The organism is Rhizobacter sp., assembly GCF_032229685.1.
In the GTDB taxonomy this organism is placed as follows: Bacteria; Pseudomonadota; Gammaproteobacteria; order Burkholderiales; family Burkholderiaceae_C; genus LMDS01.
In genome coordinates, this window is the sequence record NZ_JAVTWP010000045.1 from 1 (window position 1) to 18,984 (window position 18,984).

General features: G+C 59.6%; 31 protein-coding genes and 2 pseudogenes. 31 read left to right on the forward strand and 2 right to left on the reverse strand.

Annotated elements, in window-relative coordinates; all coding sequences use genetic code 11:
- Positions 1-168: 168 nt before the first annotated feature.
- From AC30PD_RS21885 to AC30PD_RS21995, 23 genes and pseudogenes are all read left to right on the forward strand, one after another.
- Positions 169-417: pseudogene (locus tag AC30PD_RS21885) on the forward strand (type II toxin-antitoxin system RelE/ParE family toxin); the annotation flags it as partial.
- Entirely contained in the window at positions 417-716 is a 300-nt protein-coding gene (locus AC30PD_RS21890) for an addiction module antidote protein (protein ID WP_489537997.1), read from the forward strand. The pseudogene AC30PD_RS21885 and the gene AC30PD_RS21890, both read left to right, overlap by 1 nt.
- A gap of 75 nt (positions 717-791) precedes the next feature.
- Positions 792-1,124, forward strand: a complete 333-nt coding sequence (locus AC30PD_RS21895; protein ID WP_489537817.1) for a hypothetical protein — start codon at positions 792-794, stop codon at positions 1,122-1,124.
- Positions 1,125-1,236: 112 nt separating this feature from the next.
- A complete protein-coding gene (locus AC30PD_RS21900) occupies positions 1,237-1,698 on the forward strand; it encodes a hypothetical protein (RefSeq protein ID WP_489537818.1) in 462 nt (153 codons plus the stop codon).
- Positions 1,699-1,822: 124 nt separating this feature from the next.
- The gene (locus tag AC30PD_RS21905) at positions 1,823-2,446 is read left to right on the forward strand and encodes an immunity protein Imm33 domain-containing protein (protein WP_489537819.1); all 624 of its coding nucleotides are present in this window, start codon (positions 1,823-1,825) and stop codon (positions 2,444-2,446) included.
- Positions 2,447-2,587: 141 nt separating this feature from the next.
- The gene (locus tag AC30PD_RS21910) at positions 2,588-2,989 is read left to right on the forward strand and encodes a GFA family protein (protein ID WP_489537820.1); all 402 of its coding nucleotides are present in this window, start codon (positions 2,588-2,590) and stop codon (positions 2,987-2,989) included.
- A 223-nt stretch (positions 2,990-3,212) separates the two neighbouring features.
- Positions 3,213-3,485, forward strand: coding sequence for a hypothetical protein (locus AC30PD_RS21915; protein ID WP_489537821.1), 273 nt, complete (start codon positions 3,213-3,215; stop codon positions 3,483-3,485).
- Positions 3,486-3,618: 133 nt separating this feature from the next.
- Positions 3,619-4,149, forward strand: a complete 531-nt coding sequence (locus tag AC30PD_RS21920) for a hypothetical protein (RefSeq protein WP_489537822.1) — start codon at positions 3,619-3,621, stop codon at positions 4,147-4,149.
- A 273-nt stretch (positions 4,150-4,422) separates the two neighbouring features.
- On the forward strand, positions 4,423-4,662 hold the full coding sequence (locus tag AC30PD_RS21925; RefSeq protein ID WP_489537823.1) for a hypothetical protein: 240 nt from the start codon (positions 4,423-4,425) through the stop codon (positions 4,660-4,662).
- A 648-nt stretch (positions 4,663-5,310) separates the two neighbouring features.
- Positions 5,311-5,685 (forward strand): VOC family protein, encoded by a 375-nt coding sequence (locus AC30PD_RS21930; RefSeq protein WP_489537824.1) that lies wholly within the window; start codon positions 5,311-5,313, stop codon positions 5,683-5,685.
- Between the two features lie 110 nt (positions 5,686-5,795).
- Positions 5,796-6,296, forward strand: a complete 501-nt coding sequence (locus AC30PD_RS21935) for a BON domain-containing protein (RefSeq protein ID WP_489537825.1) — start codon at positions 5,796-5,798, stop codon at positions 6,294-6,296.
- 88 nt (positions 6,297-6,384) lie between these two features.
- A complete protein-coding gene (locus AC30PD_RS21940) occupies positions 6,385-6,909 on the forward strand; it encodes a hypothetical protein (protein ID WP_489537826.1) in 525 nt (174 codons plus the stop codon).
- A 136-nt stretch (positions 6,910-7,045) separates the two neighbouring features.
- Positions 7,046-7,609, forward strand: a complete 564-nt coding sequence (locus AC30PD_RS21945) for a hypothetical protein (protein WP_489537827.1) — start codon at positions 7,046-7,048, stop codon at positions 7,607-7,609.
- Positions 7,610-7,707: 98 nt separating this feature from the next.
- Entirely contained in the window at positions 7,708-8,103 is a 396-nt protein-coding gene (locus AC30PD_RS21950; protein WP_489537828.1) for an MAPEG family protein, read from the forward strand.
- A 635-nt stretch (positions 8,104-8,738) separates the two neighbouring features.
- Complete coding sequence (locus AC30PD_RS21955) at positions 8,739-9,068, forward strand: toxin-antitoxin system YwqK family antitoxin (RefSeq protein WP_489537829.1); 330 nt, start codon at positions 8,739-8,741, stop codon at positions 9,066-9,068.
- Between the two features lie 163 nt (positions 9,069-9,231).
- Positions 9,232-9,600 (forward strand): hypothetical protein, encoded by a 369-nt coding sequence (locus tag AC30PD_RS21960; protein WP_489537830.1) that lies wholly within the window; start codon positions 9,232-9,234, stop codon positions 9,598-9,600.
- Between the two features lie 108 nt (positions 9,601-9,708).
- Positions 9,709-10,041: a hypothetical protein gene (locus tag AC30PD_RS21965; RefSeq protein ID WP_489537831.1), complete on the forward strand. Its 333-nt coding sequence runs from the start codon at positions 9,709-9,711 to the stop codon at positions 10,039-10,041.
- A gap of 91 nt (positions 10,042-10,132) precedes the next feature.
- A complete protein-coding gene (locus AC30PD_RS21970) occupies positions 10,133-10,549 on the forward strand; it encodes a VOC family protein (RefSeq protein WP_489537832.1) in 417 nt (138 codons plus the stop codon).
- Positions 10,550-11,592: 1,043 nt separating this feature from the next.
- Positions 11,593-12,066, forward strand: a complete 474-nt coding sequence (locus AC30PD_RS21975; RefSeq protein ID WP_489537833.1) for a thioesterase family protein — start codon at positions 11,593-11,595, stop codon at positions 12,064-12,066.
- Between the two features lie 181 nt (positions 12,067-12,247).
- A complete protein-coding gene (locus tag AC30PD_RS21980) occupies positions 12,248-12,601 on the forward strand; it encodes a GFA family protein (RefSeq protein ID WP_489537834.1) in 354 nt (117 codons plus the stop codon).
- A gap of 112 nt (positions 12,602-12,713) precedes the next feature.
- Complete coding sequence (locus AC30PD_RS21985) at positions 12,714-13,106, forward strand: VOC family protein (RefSeq protein ID WP_489537835.1); 393 nt, start codon at positions 12,714-12,716, stop codon at positions 13,104-13,106.
- A gap of 52 nt (positions 13,107-13,158) precedes the next feature.
- Positions 13,159-13,269: pseudogene (locus AC30PD_RS21990) on the forward strand (DUF4287 domain-containing protein); the annotation flags it as partial.
- Between the two features lie 25 nt (positions 13,270-13,294).
- Positions 13,295-13,687, forward strand: coding sequence for an iron chaperone (locus tag AC30PD_RS21995; protein ID WP_489537836.1), 393 nt, complete (start codon positions 13,295-13,297; stop codon positions 13,685-13,687).
- Between the two features lie 77 nt (positions 13,688-13,764).
- Here the strand turns inward: AC30PD_RS21995 and AC30PD_RS22000 are convergent, their stop codons facing one another.
- The gene (locus AC30PD_RS22000) at positions 13,765-14,046 is read right to left on the reverse strand and encodes a DUF768 domain-containing protein (RefSeq protein ID WP_489537837.1); all 282 of its coding nucleotides are present in this window, start codon (positions 14,044-14,046) and stop codon (positions 13,765-13,767) included.
- 250 nt (positions 14,047-14,296) lie between these two features.
- On the opposite strand from AC30PD_RS22000, the gene AC30PD_RS22005 reads away from it, so the two are divergent.
- From AC30PD_RS22005 to AC30PD_RS22035, 7 genes are all read left to right on the forward strand, one after another.
- Entirely contained in the window at positions 14,297-14,593 is a 297-nt protein-coding gene (locus tag AC30PD_RS22005; RefSeq protein WP_489537838.1) for a YciI family protein, read from the forward strand.
- 125 nt (positions 14,594-14,718) lie between these two features.
- Complete coding sequence (locus tag AC30PD_RS22010; protein WP_489537839.1) at positions 14,719-15,219, forward strand: hypothetical protein; 501 nt, start codon at positions 14,719-14,721, stop codon at positions 15,217-15,219.
- A 55-nt stretch (positions 15,220-15,274) separates the two neighbouring features.
- Positions 15,275-15,820, forward strand: coding sequence for a hypothetical protein (locus AC30PD_RS22015; protein ID WP_489537840.1), 546 nt, complete (start codon positions 15,275-15,277; stop codon positions 15,818-15,820).
- Between the two features lie 135 nt (positions 15,821-15,955).
- Positions 15,956-16,348 (forward strand): VOC family protein, encoded by a 393-nt coding sequence (locus AC30PD_RS22020; protein WP_489537841.1) that lies wholly within the window; start codon positions 15,956-15,958, stop codon positions 16,346-16,348.
- An 82-nt stretch (positions 16,349-16,430) separates the two neighbouring features.
- A complete protein-coding gene (locus AC30PD_RS22025; protein WP_489537842.1) occupies positions 16,431-17,012 on the forward strand; it encodes a hypothetical protein in 582 nt (193 codons plus the stop codon).
- Positions 17,013-17,060: 48 nt separating this feature from the next.
- Positions 17,061-17,489, forward strand: coding sequence for a DUF1801 domain-containing protein (locus AC30PD_RS22030; RefSeq protein WP_489537843.1), 429 nt, complete (start codon positions 17,061-17,063; stop codon positions 17,487-17,489).
- A 44-nt stretch (positions 17,490-17,533) separates the two neighbouring features.
- Positions 17,534-17,893, forward strand: a complete 360-nt coding sequence (locus AC30PD_RS22035) for a GFA family protein (protein ID WP_489537844.1) — start codon at positions 17,534-17,536, stop codon at positions 17,891-17,893.
- Between the two features lie 30 nt (positions 17,894-17,923).
- Here the strand turns inward: AC30PD_RS22035 and AC30PD_RS22040 are convergent, their stop codons facing one another.
- Entirely contained in the window at positions 17,924-18,409 is a 486-nt protein-coding gene (locus AC30PD_RS22040) for a hypothetical protein (RefSeq protein WP_489537845.1), read from the reverse strand.
- 144 nt (positions 18,410-18,553) lie between these two features.
- Here AC30PD_RS22040 and AC30PD_RS22045 point away from each other — a divergent pair, with 144 nt between their 5' ends.
- Positions 18,554-18,964, forward strand: coding sequence for an excalibur calcium-binding domain-containing protein (locus AC30PD_RS22045; RefSeq protein ID WP_489537846.1), 411 nt, complete (start codon positions 18,554-18,556; stop codon positions 18,962-18,964).
- The last annotated feature ends 20 nt before the right edge of the window (positions 18,965-18,984 follow it).

Sequence of the window (18,984 nt, forward strand, 5' to 3'; positions counted from 1 at the left end):
ATTTCATTCTGGGCCAAGCCCGCGCCGCCTCCGCGAGCCGCTCATGTCAAACGTTGGGCGTCACAAGGCCGCAAATCTGCCGCTTGACATTCGTATCCAAATAGATACAGTGTTGGCATGTTCACGGTACGTCAAACGCAAGAGTTCCAAGACTAGCTTGATGGCCTCAAGGACGTAAGGGCGCAGTTGCGCATCGTCGCCAGGCTGCGGCTGGCAGAGGCAGGAAGTCTCGGTGACTGGAAGTCCGTCGGTGGCGAGGTATCGGAGATGCGCGTCGCCATTGGCCCAGGCTACCGCTTGTACTTCACGAAGCGCCAGAACATTCTTGTCGTCATGCTCGCTGGCGGTGACAAATCAACCCAGGCAAGAGATATCAAGCGGGCCCAGAAAATCTTGCAGCAGTTGGAGCTCGAATGATGACTACCTCTAAAGCCAAGGCAAAGCTTCTCCCGTTCGATGCAGCTCGCTATCTCACGGACGAAGAGGCTATTGCCGAGTACATGACCGCAGTGCTGGAAGCCGAAGACACCGATCTTCTTCTCCTTGCACTCAGTGATGTCGCGCGTGCCAAAGGCATGGCGCAAGTCGCCAAAGACGCAGGTCTTGGCAGAGAGAGTCTCTACAAGGCCCTCGCTCCAGGTGCAAAGCCGCGCCTTGACACCATCCTGAAGGTCGCCCGCGCGCTCGGCGTCAAGTTCTCCGCGCATCCCGCGTGACGCCCAACCCTTCCATCGAGAGGACGTGCCCCGGCAAGCCGGGTCACGCCTCTCATGTCAAACGTTAGGCGTCTCATGACAACACCCGAGTTGCTGCGATCCTGGGCGCGAACAGAAGGCTACTTGCGCGACGCCAGAGCACACCTTTCTCAAATCGCTGAGACAGAGTTCAACGATGAACTTTCAGAGTTCGAGCAATTCATAGAACACAATGAACTCGTCCTCGCATTCGACACGTTGGAGTCGCTCGCAAACGAGAGTCAATGGGAGTCGCAGAGAGTCTTTGAGCTATTGGCGCTAGCGGCCGCTAGCATGGGGCTTCACGACAGGCAGCAAACCATCGACGCCAAACTCACCAAGCTGAAGGGCTGGAAGTATGAAACCCCGCGACCACGCGGAGACGCCTAACCCTTCCATCGAGCGGACTCGCTCCGGCGGCGCAGGCTCGGCCCTCATTTCATTCTGGGCTAAGCCCGCGCCGCCTCCGCGAGCCGCTCATGTCAAACGTTAGGCGTCAAGAATGCCCCGCTCCTGTCTAGTACCTTTGCTCATTGCCGCAATATCAGCCGCCGCATGCAGCGAGGCTACAAATGGCACGGGCCAAATCAGCAAGAGGATCGGAGAGGTCGTTCATGATCCAGCGGCGCGAGAAGTCGACGTAGCGAAGCTCACCACCTTTGGTTGGGACGAGTTCTACGTCTTCAAACCCGGAACAACGCGTGCCCAAATCTGCGAGTTCATAGGAGCGGGGAGAAATGTATGCGGTCGCATCATCCGCTACGAGTTCGTGCCCAACGACTCAATGGCCTTCGCATTTGCTCTGAACAACCAGCTTACGCACACAGAACTGCACGCACTGGCAAATGGCCAGTTCGAGCCGAATGCTGGCGGTAAGGCTTATGTTCGCTCTGCTTCAGTGTTCAAGATCCGAAGGTCGAGCACCGGAACTGCCAACGACACCGTTCGTCTGGAGCAACAATGACGCCTAACCCTTCAGTCAACCGGACGCTCCACGGCATGCCGGCTTCAGGCCCTCCATTTCATTCTGGGCCTTACGCCGTCATACCGTTCCGCGCCGGTTACCTCAAACGTTAGGCGTCACATACATGACCGATCCAAGCTGGAGCCTTGTCGATGCCGAGGCACTCGCAAGAGAGCACAAATACACGTTCTTCAAGCCTTCCTCTGAAACAATTTCGAAAGTCCAGGTCGGAGAGAACGTCAAGCTGATCTTTCGCTTCAAGAGCGAAATGGCGGACGCGCCAGAAGCGGAGCGAATGTGGGTCATCGTAAACAAGATGAACCCAGATGGCTCGTACGTTGGAAGCCTCGACAACGAACCGTACTGGATCAAAGATCTCAAGGCGGGTGACGAGGTAGCATTTCAGGCCCGACACATCATCAGCACGAAGCATTCCGAGCCGGACAATATCGTCGACAGATTCTCAAAGCGCTGCTTCGCGACGCAGCGCATTCTCAAAGACGGCGCAGCTGTTGGCTACTTGTACAGAGAGACGCCTGACGATGAAGACGACAGCGGGTGGCGCCTCACGGCCAACGACGAGTCTCAGGAGTACATGGATGAAAAGAGCAACATTCAGTATGTCTCTCTCGGCCGCGTGCTCTCGTCCACAGACGCTTTCATTCATCTGCTTGGCTCTGAAGTAGGAGCCGCCTTCGTGCTCGATACCAGGTCGAACACATACCTGCGAACGCCCGGTGACGCCTAACCCTTCCATCGAGCGGACTCGCTCCGGCAGCGCGTCGCTGAAGAGCGGGTATTCCACAGTGGGCTCGCTCATCTGGTGAGCCACCAGGAACGCATCATCTTCCCCGATCCCCCTCCAAGATCTCGCTGTAGAGGTGCCCAAATGCATGAAGGCTCTTGTCACTGCGGTGCTGTTCGGCTGACGTTGCCATCCACACCGGTCGTGGCCACGGACTGCAACTGCTCTCTTTGTCGCCGCATCGGTGGTCCGTGGGTGTACTACGAGTTCGGTACAGTAAGAATCGAGGGCCACCCGGAAGCCACCGCCGCGTACATCCAAGCTGGAGGAACCATGAGAACCATCCACTGTCGCACGTGCGGCTGCGTAACGCACTGGGAGCCTTTGGTTTCAACTGAAGGAGCCAAGCACGGAGTGAACCTGGGGAACTTCGAACCCACGCTCATGGCGTCCGTCAGAGTCCGGAAATTCGATGGAGCGAACACTTGGAAGTTCTTCGATGAGCTGGAAACTCAAGGTAGTGCACCGGCCGCCGGCGCCGCCTAACTCTTACGTCGAGGGGACGGCACAAAGGCCGCTTCGCGCCCTTTGTTGCGCCCCTCATGTCAAACGTTAGGCATCGCAAAACGCATCCGAGGTTTGCCTTAACCCAATGAGACCGAAGCCCGCCTGGGTAAGTCAACACAGTTCCAGTTTCGTGACGCCTTGAAGTTTGTGCCAGACGACCTCATTTCCTCACGTCTCCAATTGACACCACTTTCAACCTTAAATGTTTGGCACATTTTTTCACCCCAAACCGGTCGTCAGCAATCGCCCAGTGGCGGAACTGACAGTGCGCCAAGACGTCGCGCCCACTATCAGCAGTACGCTTGTTGTCAATACCAAAGCGCTAGGCACTGAAGCACTGCCTCACCCAGAAATGGCGGCGGCACTAGAAAGTACGTTGAGCGTGCAACAAGCGCCAAAGCTCTTCGACGAAAAAAACGCTTTGCAAGAAAGCAATGTGTACCTGCCGAGCAGCAGCAGCAGCGGCGACGCCTAACCCCTCGCTCAAGCAGAGCGTCAGCAGCAGGCCACTTGGCCCACGCTGGTGGTGCGCGGTACATTTTTGCCCGCCCGGGCCTGGCGTCCGGCCGTCGTCGCCCGCTTGGCTCGAACGTTAGGCGCCATACCAAATGCACGCGAGCTCAGGCACACGACTGGTTGAACTCACGTCATCGTTTGATGACCGGCCGTGGCATGGCTTCGTTGTCGCGGACAGCCCTGCACTTGTAGTCATCCACCGCGTCAGCGACAGGTTCGACCTTGATGGATATTGCGCATTTCCACGGTCTGCCATCAAGGCAACCACAACCTTCTTTGCAGAACTGGAGTTGCTGGACCGGGCGCTGCGCCTCAAGAGTCAAACGCCACTCGCACCGGAAAGACTCGACACATCGTCGATGCGAAGCCTGATGCAGACAGCACAGCTTGCCTTTGGTGTGCTCGTTATCGAGCGGGAGGCGGTCACTCCTGGCGAAGTCGAAGTAGGTACCATCCGCCTGAACTCGGACGAAACCTATTTTCTGCGATGGCTTGATGCAAAGGCACGTTGGCACAACGATGATCGCCCGTTCCGCTATCGCGATATCACGAGGCTTGAGTTCGGCTCCGAGTATGAGCAAACACTACTTGCAGTGGCCAAGTCGCGCGCGAGTGACACCTAACCCTTCGGTCAAGCGGACGCGGCACGGCATTCTGGCTTCAGGCTATCCATTTCATTCTGGGCCTTATGCCGTCATGCCGTTCCGCGCCGGTTACCTCAAACGTTTGACTCCGCGAAGACACATATGCGCAGAACCTCCCTCTTTTGCGTGCTCTGCTGCCTTTCGCTCGCAGTACCAAAGGCCGTCCTCGCTCAGTCAGCACCAGAGCAGGAAGGAATGCTGTACCTCGAGTCAATAGCAATGCCAAAGAGAGCATCAGTGTGCTCAGCACGAATGGCCGACTATTCAGCGAAGTTCGATCCGCTGTATGCCGAGTGGTCGGCTGCTAATCAAGCGCGCCTTGTATCCGGTGAGTCATTCCTGCGGGCAGAGGCAGCGAGGTCAAACCAGAACTTCACCTTTCATACTCAGGCCGTCGCGATCATCGACGCACAGCTACTTGAGAAAGCCAAACCTGAAATCCTGCAGGAGAGCTGCGATGCAATGCTTCACCGGTTGGCAAGCGGCGCTTAACCCTTCCATCGAGCGGACCTCCGCCGCTCATGTCAAACGTTTGGCGTCACGATGTGCAGCGCTGCAGACTATTTGAAGCTAGTAGCAGTTGCGCTTGCCATACTGAGCGCCGTGCTGTCCTGCTTGTACTTGGCAGGGTTTCATAGCCGCCTGCGCACTCACCACAAGGCGACCTGGCACACGCTTGGTGTGAAAGGGCGCGCCCGAGAGAACGACTTCGACGGCGCTCCGCAAGAGATTGCAACTCCGGCCTATGTCGCGTCGGGCAAGTTCAGGGATCTCGGTGACAGCACACTCAGTCAGATAGGGACAAAGGTCCGCGTCTTCTTCGTTCTCTTCGTTCTTTCCTTGGTTTCACTCACAGCGGCAGAGTTTCTCCTTCCAAGCACCCCTACGTCCTGCGTACGTCTCGGAGCAAGTGCGTGAGCGCACGACCCTCCAAGTCGCCCTAGCACCGTCCCGAGAATGACGCCCAACCCTTCGCTGAAGCCGACTCGCACCGAAATGGCAGTTGGCCCGCTTCCCGGTGTAGTCCACCATTCGTCCAGCGGGCCAAGCAGCATACCGGCGCTCTCGGCTTAGCTCGAACGTTAGGCCGCACACCACACGCCTCGCTTCCGCCTCGGCCATGACTTCCAGGAGAACCTGTTGAAACTAGCCGCAGTTCGAATCTTCGTCAGAGATCTCCGAGAAGCCAGAGTTTTCTACGAAGAGACACTGGGCCTGAGAGTCGGAGCAGCAGGGCCCGAAGCAGACTACGTGGTATTCGAGGCTCAGGCTTGTGATCTAGTAGTAGAACGAGTCTCAGCAAGCGCGCCGCCCGAAGAACAGAGTCTTGCCGGTCGCTTCACCGGGCTATCGTTCAACGTCACGAACATTCGGCAGTTTTGCCAGAAGCTCGCGGAGCAGGGTGTGAGATTCACTGGCCAGCCAGAGCGGCAGCCTTGGGGAGGTACTCTTGCCACAATGCGAGACCCGGCAGGAAACGAACTCCAACTCGTAGAGTACCCAAGTGCGGCCTAACCCTTCCATCGAGCGCACTCGATCCGGCAGCTCAGGCTTGGCCCTCATTTCACTCTGGGCCAAGCCCGCGCTGCCTCCGCGCGCCTCTCATGTCAAACGTTAGGCCTCGCATGCCAGCCTTGCTGCGCCGCTCAGCACTTGTCGCAACGCTGGTGCCATTGTCCATCGCAAGCATCGCTGGCGAGGAGTTGAGGAATTGGTTTGGCGATCCGTTCTTTCAGATCACGACAGCCATCGTAGGTTGCCCTGAACCGGCTGGCCCGCGCGTTACTGAAGGTGACCGTCAACTACAGTCGCATCGCCGAGCCGAGAAGGGCACGACTTGTTGGCTCGCCAAAGAGTGCGAGCGACCAAACGCTTACGCGTACGACGGTGAAATTGCTGCGGAGATTCTGGCCGCCGTTTCAGGCCGGTCGCTGTTGCAAAACACTACGCTCTGGGTCACAGTTCAAGGACGAGTCGTCTACGTTGAAGGTTGCGTCGAGAGTGAGTCCCAAGTCACCGCAATCGAGGCTTTCGTTCGGTCACTGCCAAACGTACAGCAAGCCATTGCCATCGTCACCGCAAACTTGGGTGAAAAGCCGCCGTACAAGCGCTTCGTAGAGAGGTAGCCCGCAGTGAAAGCGAGGCCTAATACATCGTTCGAGCGGACTCGCTCCGGCAGGCCGCTTGACTCTAACGTTGGGCCTCACAGAGACCATGCAGGCATCTGAATCCGAAGCTGCTCTCCGCAAGCACTTGCGGAGCCGAGAGCTGCAGCTCAAAGCCCTCACCGCAGCGAACGTCCTGACACTGGCAACGGACTTCTGGGCCTCGACGACTATCGAAGGAACGAGGGAACATTGCGGAGACGGATTGGTCGCCTACTTCGAACTCCTCGATCGCAAGGGAATCTCCTTCGAGTTCGGCATCAACCGCATCATGCGCACTGCCCTCGCTGACGAAGCTCCGCATCAAGCATGGGTGCCTGCGCACGTACTTCACTTCGGCATCTGTTTCCGGCCCACGCTTGAAACTTTCCAGATCAAGTCGCCAATTGCATGCTATGCGTGTTGGGCCAAGGACTCGGTGGCCAGCTTTGTGGCGGAAATCCTGGCCTCACCGCAGTTCAAACATTGCAACTCGCAGCCTCAAAAGGCTTGCTCGATCCGGCTTTGCGAAGCCAGGGCTCCGTGGGGGGAGCCAGAACATCCCACACAAGGCTGCTCTTGGGCAATTGGGTGAACGGTGAGGCCTAACCCTTCGCTCGTGGCGATCCTCCACGATTTCGCACTTGGGCTGCGAGACCGTGTTGCTTATCATCGGTCTCGCAGCCCAAGCGCCAATCCGCTCCGGGCGCCTCGGCTCAAACGTTAGGCCAATGAGCAGAATCTCCGCTTCCCTTCTCGGCGCGTTGCGTAGCAGTCTTGTGCACGCGCTTCGCGCCGCCAGATCGAATTTTGAGGGCATCCCTCTTTCACCAAGAGGCTTTCGTCCAGTAACGGCCATTTCGCTTGATCTCCATCTACAGCAGGGCTACGTGGAGGTATCACTCAGAACCATGGGTGAGGGCCGAAGTCTTTCGATTGGAGACTGGTCGCTTGCCGGCTTTCTGTCGTCGTTGAGCGGTCCCCGTGATGAGGAACTCTCCGCGTTGGCATCGGTGGCTCTGAGCTTCTATCATCAAATCGCCGACAGTGATTACTCGAGTCGAGCTGACAGAGCCCATCTTCTTTACCTCCTCAGTGCTGAAGTACTGTTGGATCGGCAGGTAGCCGAGATCTTGAACGACTACAAGATCAATGCCCCGTTTTTTGGCTCTGCGCTGGGTGGGCACCCATTCACCTACGTCGTCCTCGATCCAGAGGAGATGATCCGTGGCAACTACTGTGAAATCGTTCGAGCCAATCAAGTCACAAGTCGCGTTCTTCATGGATTGGCCTAACCCCTCCGTCAAGGGGACAAAGTCCGGCAAGCCGCACTTAGCCCACTGCGTCGAACGTTAGGCCGCACTGGAGACACTTCGCAATCGAAGGGCTGAGCATGATCAATCTTCAGGTCACCACGCTATTCATCGGAATCTTTGCAGTGCTTCAGATTCCCCTTACCGTGATGGTTGGCTACAGACGCGCTGTCACGGGCATTCAATTCTTCGACGGAGGCGACCAAACACTGCTACGTCGAATGCGCGCGCATGGCAACTACACAGAGACCGTGCCGATCATCTTGCTCGCAATGGCCGCGGCAGAGTTGACGGGAGCTCCCGCGTGGTTGCTCTGGGGTGGCGGCTTATCACTACTGGTGGGTCGCCTAATGCACGCGGCCAACTTGGTCATCCGCGGTTGGGGGCTCCCCCGCGCCATCGGAATGATCCTCACCTTCGTTCCGGTGCTTGGCTTCGGGGGTTGGTGCATTTGGCGTGCAGCAGGTGGGGCCTAACCTTTCCATCGAGAGGGACGTCCAAGGCCTATCGCCCTTGGCCGCCCCTCTTGTCAGACGTTCAATCTCACGGCACCTACCACTTCGGTCTGCGTACCTGCGTACCCGCTAGCATCTGACCTCGCAGGCTCGTGCAACCGAGGAGACTCTCGTCGCCGCGTAGTTTGCGTTCCAGATCGCACATCAAGTCATGAACGCAGAATCGCTCATCCTCGTCGCCCTCACCTCTGCAATTGTCGTGGCATTTGCAGTCGACCGGAGCCGCTATCGTCGAGCGAGAAGCATCCGACAATCTTGGCAGTGCTTTCACTGCGGCAAGTCTCTTGAACCACTAACCTCATCACACATTCCCGTCGCTGGTGGGCCCACCATCACGACCAAGGCTCGTGTCTGCAGTGCCTGCGCGCGGCGAGAAGCGATCAAGAGAATCATGGGCTGGCTACTGCTCGGCACCGCATTCGTCGCAACAATCGGTTTGTTGTGGCTGAGGTGAGGCCTAGCCCTTCGCTCGACGCGGCCCTACACGGCTTGGCACTTGGGCTGCGAGGCGCTTGTTTTGATCATCCGCCTCGCAGCCCAAGCGCCAATCCGATCCGGTCGCCCCAGCTCAAAAGTCAGGCACCCCACGACACACGATGCAAGACCTTCACGTTGCCGAGATCCCATATGAATCCGGGGCGATTCACTTTCGGTATTCAAGAGTTCCCTCAGAAGACGGAACACGATGGACACGTCATGGCTTGTTTGTTGAGTACAGTGAATCGGGAAGCGTTATCGCGGAAGGCAGTTACAGCAATGGGAAGGAAGAGGGTCTTTGGTGCTCATTTCATGCAAACGGCCAGAAGGCTGCTGAAGGGCACTACGTAGCCGGAAGGGAAGAAGGCACCTGGCACTTCTGGGGTTCGACAGGCCAACAAGAGGAAGCCGTGATCTACCGCAATGGAGAAGAGGTCACCGAGAAATGAAGGCTCTCGTTGCAAGCAAGATTCTGATCTCTGTCGACTGGCTGTTCGTGAGAGCAGCCACTCCATGCAAGCAGGCGCCTAACCCTTCCATCGAGAGGACTCGCCCCAGCAAAGCGGGTCGAGCCTCTCACGTCAAACGTTAGGCCCCACAAACGCATCCCCCATGCACGAATACGCCGAAAATAAGAGCCGAGTTCTTTCTCTCGCTCGCGAGTGCCTGAGTGCCCCTGAGAGCAAATCAGCTCCATTGCTCGTGTACTACTTTGAAGGCGACCGCGAGGCCCACGATGACGAACTTCAAGCAAGACTGGAAATTGAGTTCAAGCGAGCTTGGCTAGACGCAACCTCAGAGCTGGAAAAGGAGTTCGGTCAGCCTCTTGTGTCCGAGGAATACGATGAAACCCGCTGGGTTCCACTGTCGGGCGTCGGTGGCGCGTCTTTGTGGCAAACCAAGGAAGGAAGGTTGTGGGTTGCCTACGCGCACGAAGATCGCGAGACACCGTACCTCCTCCTGGTCGGCAAGCTGCCGTGATATTCCTCGCGTTGACTATGCACACAGTGTCGCCTCACCCTTCCTTCAAGCGGACCCGCCTTCGGCACCCCGCTTAAGTCAAACGCTAGGCCCCAGAAGGAAAGCCCCATGTTTTTCGGTATGTTTGGTCGCAAGAAGGCAGTGACGGTCGCCGACAACAACGGTTGGCCGTTCCAAGGTCCACCCAACGAAGCGGTTATCACTGTTGAATCAATCGTCAGCGGTGAAAAGCCAATTCTTCGCGTAGTGCACGACGCTAGCGACGGCGGTTGGCAGTTCCTTACGGGTGAGCAAGTGGAGGCGTATCAAGCCAAGGTAGTCTCCTTGATCAGCATTACCGAGCTCGATCCAACGGTGTTGGAACTGGCCGATCTACCGGAAGGTTGGTATGCGGAGCGTCAGTCGCTTTCAGCAGCGTGGGAAAGCCGGCCAGTAGCGTGAGCACGGTGGCGACTAACCCTTCCATCGAGCGAACTCGCTCCGGCAGAGAGCCGCTCATTTCAAGCGCTAGGCGTCGCAAGGTGCATCGGCAATGAACCAGTCCCTCGGCCTCGTCTCAGTTGTAGTTCGCGAATACGACGAAGCGATCGCGTTCTATGTTGGTGTCCTTGGGTTCCATCTCGTCGAAGACACGTTCATTCCAGAGCAGAACAAGCGCTGGGTTGTCGTCGCACCGCCAGGCTCAATTGAATCTCGCGTGCTCTTGGCGCGAGCGTCCAGTCCCGAGCAAGAAGCTCACATAGGCAATCAAACCGGTGGCCGCGTCTTCCTCTTTCTCTACACCGACAACCTGGCTCGCGACTGTCAGACCTACAAGTCGAAGGGCGTCACGTTCGTCCGCGAGCCAAAGATAGAGCCTTACGGAGAAGTCGCCGTCTTCAAAGACCTCTATGGCAATCTGTGGGATCTTCTGCAACCCAATGCGCAGCAACCAAATGCCGACGCCTGACCCTTCGGTCAACGAGGCGCTCCACGGCATGCCGGCTTCAGGCGCGCCATATCATTCTGAGCCACAGCCGTCTTGCCTCCGAGAGCCGCTCATGTCAAACGTTGGGAGTCGCATTGTCAGTCCGCGCCACACTAGCCGCAGCTTCGATACTTCTCGCCAGTTGTACAGCCACGAAGCAGTCGTATGTACTTAGCTCAGCGTCATCTTGGACGGAATACGGGAGTGCGTGTAGCGGACCAACCGGGCAGTACGGCTTGCGACTTCGTGACGCTGTCGAGGTCAAGGTAGCGCTGTCGCACCGAGCAGAGCAGTCCTTGCACCTGTACGTGTGGGTGAGCAGCCCGCCGGGCGTCACTACGGCCTGGAGTAGGCAAGCGCTGTTGTTCATTGAGCCTGGCCGCCAACCTCAGGAACGTGTCTTGACCCCACGAGCAACGCTTCCTCCGTCTCTGGCGGCAGAGTTGTCACATCACTTGCTGCCCGAACTCTCCATAGAGCTCCCGCCGCTACTCATCGACAACACGCCAACGCAAGTGCCAGGCTTCTCTTTCAAGCAAACACAGGTCACCTACGTGCAGTGCATACAGTGACGCCAGACCCCTCGGTCAACCGGAGCGTCAACGGCAGGCCACCCGGTTACCTCGAACGTTGCGGTATCAGTGCTTAGCGGTGCAAAGCCGCCTGGCGCGTTTGCGCAAGGTGTTCGTTGTGCGGCTCCTGGGCAACGGCTACAGTCTGGCGAATGCGAGCCCTGCAAGCGTTCCACCGCCATCGCTCCGAGAGGCCGCAGCTTTGCGCGGCATTCAGACCTCGTCGATCGCGCCGGATGGCGAAAGCCTGCTGGTTGTTGCTGCCAATGCTTCGCCTCTGCCCGAGCGCGAGACATGGGTACGGCACTCGTGGCCACTCTCATGCTCACAGAAGAGAAGGAATGACGCCCAACAACCATTCCTTCAAGCGGACTCGCCTGCGGCGGGCCGTTCAAGTCAAACGTTGAACCTCACTCAAGGCGACAGATGTCGGGCCTGCTAAGAAATCTCGTCGTGATCATTCAGGCCATGCTCGCACGGGGCATCTTCACGGGCCAGTCGAAAATCACATCGCACTACTGGGTCACGCCTTTCGATTCGGGGACGCACGTGCTCAAGAGCGACAAGTACTTGCAGCTTGCCGAGGCGGCTCAGCTGGACTTCCTGGTCAAGACCAGGCTGCTCGGCAAGCTCCTGCGCGGCGGTATTGCATTCGTGAATGCTTCGCAACTGGTGAAATTCATGAAGCCGATTCGCCTCTTCGAGCGCGTGCGCGTTGAGACAGAGATTGTCTGTTCTGACGAAAGATGTGCGTACTTCTCCCACGTCCTGTTCGTAGGCGATCGTCAATGCGGAGAGGTTCTGGTGAAAGTGAAGTTCAAGAAGGGCGCGGTAACAGTTCGCCCGATCGAAGTTGTCGGCCCCTGCGCATCGGCAAAGCCGCTGCACATCGAGAGATGGGACCAATCGTTGGAGGCAATGGCGTGAGGTCTGACCACTTCTTCAAGCGGGCTCGACTACGGCGGTCCGCTTAAGTCAAACATAAGGCGGAACGGTGACGAGCCCACACGCTCGAACCAAGGGTTTTTCCTTTGCGCATTGTGTCGAACGCGAGCGCGCTCGCTCGTCATAGGCTTGAAGGGCCATCCTTCGGCTACCCAGCATCGCCATGACCAGCACATACACCGGGAGCTGCCACTGCGGCCGCATTGCTTTTGAGGCTGAAGGCGAGATCGACAGCGCACTCGCCTGCAACTGTTCCATCTGCTCTCGCAAGGGCTCCTTGCTCTGGTTCATCCCGCGTCAGAACCTGAAGCTGAAAACGCCCGAGGATGCGATGAGCACGTACTTGTTCAACAAGCACGCGATCAAACACAGGTTCTGTTCAAGCTGCGGCATTCACCCGTTCGGAGAGGGCACGGATCAAAATGGCAATGCCATGGCGGCGATCAATCTCCGTTGCGTCGAGAACCTTGACCTCGCGAAGATCCCGCTCCACGAGTACGACGGGAGGTCAGTGTGAGCCACGGCGCGGTGACGCCCGAGACCTCGATCAGGGCGAAGACCCGCTGCGGCCCGAACGTCAGGCTCCGAATCAGAATCCCACAGCCATTGCACACCCAAGGAGACAGAGCATGAATCCGGTCGTTCACTTCGAGATGCCCTACGAGGACAGAGCGCGCGTGTCGAGCTTTTACGCCAAGGCGTTCGGCTGGCAGACTGAAGCAATGGGCGAGGAAATGGGCAACTACGTTCTCGCGACCACCACCGCCATCAAAGATGGCCGCCCGGCCGAACCAGGTGCGATCAACGGCGGCTTCTTCGAGAAGAAACCTGATTGGCCCGCGCAATACCCTTCCGTTGTCATAGCTGTTGAGAGCATCGTCGAGGCCATGGTGCAAGTTTCCCGAGCGGGCGGCACCGTACTCGGCGAACCGATGGAGATCCCAGGCGTGGGAACCTACGTCTCGTTCATGGACACAGAGAACAACCGGGTCAGCATGCTTCAACCACTTCCTCGCGAGTAGCGAACAGTGAAGCTCCTTCCGGCCAAGGTTCAGGTCAACCGCATCACAGCGAGATGCCGGCGACCTCAAGCACATGGGACTCGTTGGCCTGCTCAAGTCGGCACACGGCCTCGGGCATGGCCACGCCAATGCGGTCGTGGCCTACCACGTGGCCAAGCGCTGAACAAGAAATCGTCCAGTCACGGATCATGAATCAAGCCCGAACAGCCCCGCACAACGTCGACGAGTACATCGACGGCTTCTCGCCTGATGTGCAAGCCATTCTTCGTCGAGTAAGGCAGGTGGTTCGCGAATCGGCTCCGCTTGCTCGAGAAGTCATCAGCTACAGAATGCCTGCGCTCAAGCAGAACGGGATACTCGTCTTCTTCGCGGCGTTCAAAGGTCACATCGGCCTGTATCCACCCATCACCGGAGACGCCAGGCTCCAGAAGGCGATCGCGCCCTACGCGGGAGAAAAGGGCAATCTTCGGTTTCCATACACCGAGCCGATTCCATACGATCTCATCGCTCGAATCACCGCACTGCGCGTCAGGCAAGATGCGGCAAAGAGCCAAGCCAAGCGGAAGAAGGCCAGCTCATGAACCTCGCGCAAAGCAGCTGCCCCTGAGCTTCGGTCGAGCAGACGCAAGGCTTCACGAAACAGCCCGTCATTCGGCGCTCAGTCGCCATCTTCATTCTCTTGCGCCAGCTGCGACTTGAGGCGATACGTATCGATGTCGAAATCGGTGCTGTCAGAGACCGCTGTGAGCACAACGGACGAAACATGCTCCCGCTCTTCCTCGGTCTCGACGCTTCTGAAGCCGGCCGCGGTCGCTTCGGCGAACAGTTTCTCCGACAGCCTCTTCGCCCTCGCTTCATGGCTCTCAAGATCAGGATTGGCGCCCGGAGGAATGTTTTCCTCGACCCATGTTTCGGCCCACCGCAGGAAGCGCTTGCTCATGATTGCCCGTCCATTTGCCGCGCCAATTTCGGCGCCGGTTTCGCCAGCCTACTTTGCTGTGCCCGATTCTTCGGGCTCACTGGAAAACGAGCATACTGCATGGCATTGAGGTGGGTCGTGACGCCTAACTGCTCTATCGAGCGAGCTCGCTCGTATCGAAGGTTAGGCATCGCAGCTTTCGCAGCCGCTCACGCCGGCGGACGTATGGCACGATGCAAGACGCGTCAATTCAACGAGTCGAGGCTTCCAAATGAGAGAAACTCGCTACGTCATCTTCCATGCAGCAGGCCCGAACTGGGTGCCGGGCAAGAGCCTGTTTGAGCAAGACGGTGTTCAAGACCATGTGAATCACTATCGCAAGCTCCAGGGCGACGGAAAGCTCTTCATGGGCGGCCCATTCCTGGACGGCGCAGGCGGTGGGATGATGATCGGCGAAGAAGGAATCCCGGCGCAAGAACTCATCGAGTTTGCGCAGGCCGACCCCGCGGTCAAGGCCGGCTTGCTCACAGCCGAACTCCGACCCTGGCTCGTTGGCATGAAGCGGTGAGCCCTTGGGTCCACAGACGCCAAGGCACGCCAAACGGTGCTGAAACTGCTCAGCTGATACGCCAACAGGTGAGCGCTCCAACCTCTCCCCGCGACGCTGCGGCCTCTGTCGTCCAGGCGTTGGTGTTGTACTCGCTGGCAGAGCATCAGCTCGGCCACTGCACGGTCATTCGTGTCGAAGCGAGGGAATGGTCGTTCAGCGTTTCAGACAATGGTCGCGGCCACGCGATTGATCGCACCGTGGCCGGGTCGCCGTACTTGAAGTTCATCTACACGCACTTCGACTATCCATTCGCCGCCGACGCGCAAGAACCCGTACAACTGCAAGGCATCGGCATGTCGCTCATCAACGCGCTGTGCAGCGAGCTGACGCTCACCGTCCGCCAGCCCGGCATGACGCTGCGCATGCAGTTCGAACACGGGCACCTGCAACATCAGCAGCGGCTGGAAGAAGCGCCCGGGAACACCGGCAACACCGTGTCGGGCACAGTCGCTTCTAGGCTGTCGCCAGGCTTTGACGAAGTGGCGCTTGATGCCTGGCTGCGCAGGGTCAAGTCTTCTGCGCCGTCGGTGGCGCTGCATTTCAACGGCCGGGAAGTTCATGCACGCGCGCAGAACAATGTGTGAACGCGCACTCAGGCCGCCAGCCCGCTCTTGCCAAACTCGGTGATTCCCAGCGGTGATGACCATGCCCAGCGCAACCCAAGCCAACAACGCCATCGGAGCCTTCTTCCTGTCGGTCTTCGGCTTCGTGTGGCTCGCAGCCTGGTGCCTCAACACACCCGGCACAGGCAAAGCCGAGCTCGGCTTCATCGCGTTCGTTCTTCTGGTGCTGGCGGCTTTCGCCGTCAGGCTCTACCGTGGCAACGCTGCGGCTTACGCCGTCTATCGACAGTCCCCCGAAGGAAAACGAAGTTCCATGGTTCTTGGCCTTGTCAATGCGGCGCAGTGGATCTTGATCTTCCTGTTCGCTGCCGTGCTGCCCAAAGCCCACACTCATTGGTTCGTCCCCGGCGTCATCTTCATTGTCGGCTTGCACTTCGTACCGCTCGCGTTCGCGCTTCGCTACCGGCCTTACCTGGTGGCTGCCGGCGCCCTGGTGGCTTTGGCTGCTCTGGGGCCCTGGCTGGCAGCGGTCAGCCCGGCCAGCCCGCTCGCCGCCCTGGGCACGGGCATCATTCTCTGGCTCACCGCGCTCCATCAGTTGGTCGTCAAGCCTGCGCCTTGAGGGCCGACGCGATCCGGCGACGCGTTTGCAGGAGCCGGTTGTCCGTCGCTGCGTGTAGCCGCAGAATGTGACCAGATCAACCCGACGCGCGGGCCGCCCGCGGCCCGCTTCAACCCGAAGACAGGAGACCCAGGAATGTTCAGTCACGTGATGGTCGGCTCGAATGACATCGATCGCTCGAAGCGCTTCTACGACGCGGTGCTCGGTGTTCTGGGCGCCGGTGAGCCGCTGCGCAATCAGAACGCCACGGGGCAGACCCGCCTGTTCTATCGGCACGAAGGCAGTTCGTTCTGCATCAGCGAGCCGCTCGACGGCGAATCGGCCACTGGCGCCAATGGCGGCACCATCGGTTTCAAGTGCAGTTCGCCCGAGCAGGTGCGAAGCTTCCACGACGTGGCCGTCGCGCACGGCGGCACCTCGATCGAAGACCCGCCGGGGCTGCGCGAAGGCAAGATGGGCGCCATGCACCTGGCCTATGTGCGCGACCCGGACGGCAACAAGCTCTGTGCGCTGCACCGGCCCAAGTGACTGCGCAGGCCAACACACATCGCCCTCTGGTTCCACTGAACGGCCGCACCGCATGCATAACATTTGCAGGCCCGCTCTCGCCATGAAACTGCCCGCACTGTTTCTGTCGGCATGGGTGCTCTCCGGATGCGTCTCACAGATTCCGTTCCACACCGTCCAGTACCCCGGCACGCCGGGGCGAACGCTGGACAAGGCGGCTTCGGTCGCTCACAACGAGATCGACGTGGTCAAGGGCAGCAACCAGTTGATGGTTCCGGCGGGCGTCGTGTTCGTTCCGCTGCTGGTCTCGGAAGGCGATACGCACCAGTTCAACAAAGGGCATCAGGCGGAATTTGCGGCGCAGCTCCGATCCGAACTCGACAGGCTCCGGGTCTTCCGCAGCGTGGCCATGCAGTCCCCAGGCACGGCTTCCGACGTGCTGATCCGGCTGGAATACAAGAGCGTGGTGCGCGGGGCCCACAACTCCTTCGCCATGTCGCTTCGCATGGTCATCACGGGTGGCGCCGCACCGTTCACGAAGGACTATTTCGCGGTGTCTGACGAAGGCGCGTCGACCGGCGACAAGTGGACGACGAACGCATCCGAGGGCAAGGTGAAGCTGGTGCGCCGCCTGCTGGCCGTGCTCATTCCCGACATTCGCGCCTATGCCGAAGCTGGTGCCTGAGCCTGCCTTCGAGCCAGCCCCGCCCGCATCACGTAGCCCAGGCCGTTCATGGTTGAAGCCAAGACCCAACCCACTTCGGCGAGCGTCGAAGCGTATCTCGCCTCGCGGGCCAGCCCGGAGCAACTGGCCGACTGCCAAGCCCTGATGGGCTTGCTCGCCCGCGTCACGAAGCAGGCTCCGAAGATGTGGGGGCCCAGCATCGTGGGCTACGGGAGTTACAGCTACCGGTACGAGAGCGGCCGCACGGGCGAGTCGTGCCTCACCGGCTTTGCCGTGCGCGGCAAAGACCTGGTCGTCTACCTCGTCGCCGAAAGCCCGGAACAACAGGCGTTGCTGGCCCGGCTAGGCAAGCACAAGATGGGCAAGGCCTGCCTGTACTTCAAGCGCCTCGCCGACATCGACACCCGGGTTCTGGAAACGCTGGTCTCCGCTTCGGTGGCAGAGACCGGGCGTCGTCACGCCGTGCCGGGCACCTGACCCGTCGCGCGATCACGCCCTTTCGAGAGTTGGAGCACCTTGCCATGCTCACTGCCACTTGTCATTGCGGCCAGGTTCGCGTCGAGGTGCCTCGCAAGCCAAGAAGCCTGACCAACTGCAACTGTTCGATGTGCAGGCGCTACGGCGTTCTCTGGGCCTACTACAAAGACTCCGAGGTGCGGCTCGTCGCCGAAGCCGGCGCCACCGACGAATACGACTGGGGCCGAAAGACGCAACGCTTCATTCGCTGCAAGCGCTGCGGCTGTGTCATGCAGTGGAAGAAGTACACCGTCGGCGCGAACACCTGGGCCGGCGTGAACGCGCGCAACTTCGAGCCCGAAGCGTTGGGTGCCGTCAAGATCCGCTTGCTCGACGGCGCCGACACTTGGAAGTATCTGGGCTGAGCAGCAGCGCAGGCGCGGCCGCGTCAACCCTCACTTCTTTCGCCGCTTGACCGCTTCTTGCAAGAAAGAGATCACCGCCGCCTCGTTCGCCTGCTGGCCGTCCAGGTTGACCAGAACGGCGGCGTCGTCGAGCAGCGCCCCCGCGCTCCACCCGGAGTCGGGCGCCACCCAGGCCTTCTTGCCGATGCCCTGCAGCCGCTTGAAACCTTTCACCAGTGAAGGCTCGGTGAACTGGCTCGGCCCCACAGCGGTCAAGAGCGCCTGGACGTCGGCGTCCTTGTCGGTCCAGCTGCAGCCGGCGCCGCCCGCTGCGTTCTGCCCGGCACCGACCGCCTTGCCCAGGTAGGCACCGATCTCGGCCGGGCTGAAGAGCCTGCACTGCGGGTTGGCCGCGGCGCTGCCTTTGGCGTCACCGGTGAGCTGATCTTTGGTCTTGCGGGCGTCGGCGCCCTGGGCCATGGCGCCACCGGCCAGCGCGGTGGACAGCAAAAGGACAGCAACGGTCGTGCTTCTCATGGTGGTTTCCTCGGCTTCAGCGCCGATTGAAGCACGGCACCGGCTTGGCCGTCGATGCCGCTTGGGTCATGATCTGCTTCGTGGGGCCGGGCACGAGCGTCGTGCGTTCCACCCCTCTCTCTTCAACCGGATCAGGTGGAAATCATGTCGCTCCGCATGTTCATGTTGGCCGCCGCAGCGGGCCTGGTGGTGGCGGCTTCCGCGTCGGCTGCGCCGCTGCACAAGTGCACCGTGAACGGCACGGTCACCTACCAGCAGGGGCCTTGCGCATCGGACCAACCCCGCAAGACGCCCACGGTGCAGGAATTGAACGCCGAATCCCGCAAGAAGCGCGAGGCCGCGGCTTCGGCACCGGCCGAAAGGGCCGCGCCGATCGAGAAGGCCGCGCCCGCTGCGCCTGCAGCCGCTGCCGGCTTTTCATGCGACGGAAGAAAGACCTGCGGCCAGATGCGCTCGTGCGCAGAAGCCAGATACTTCCTCGCCAACTGCCCCGGCGTCACGATGGACGGCGACGGGAACGGGGTCCCGTGCGAGCGGCAATGGTGTTCCCGCTAGCGCGAAGCAGCGGGCCAGGT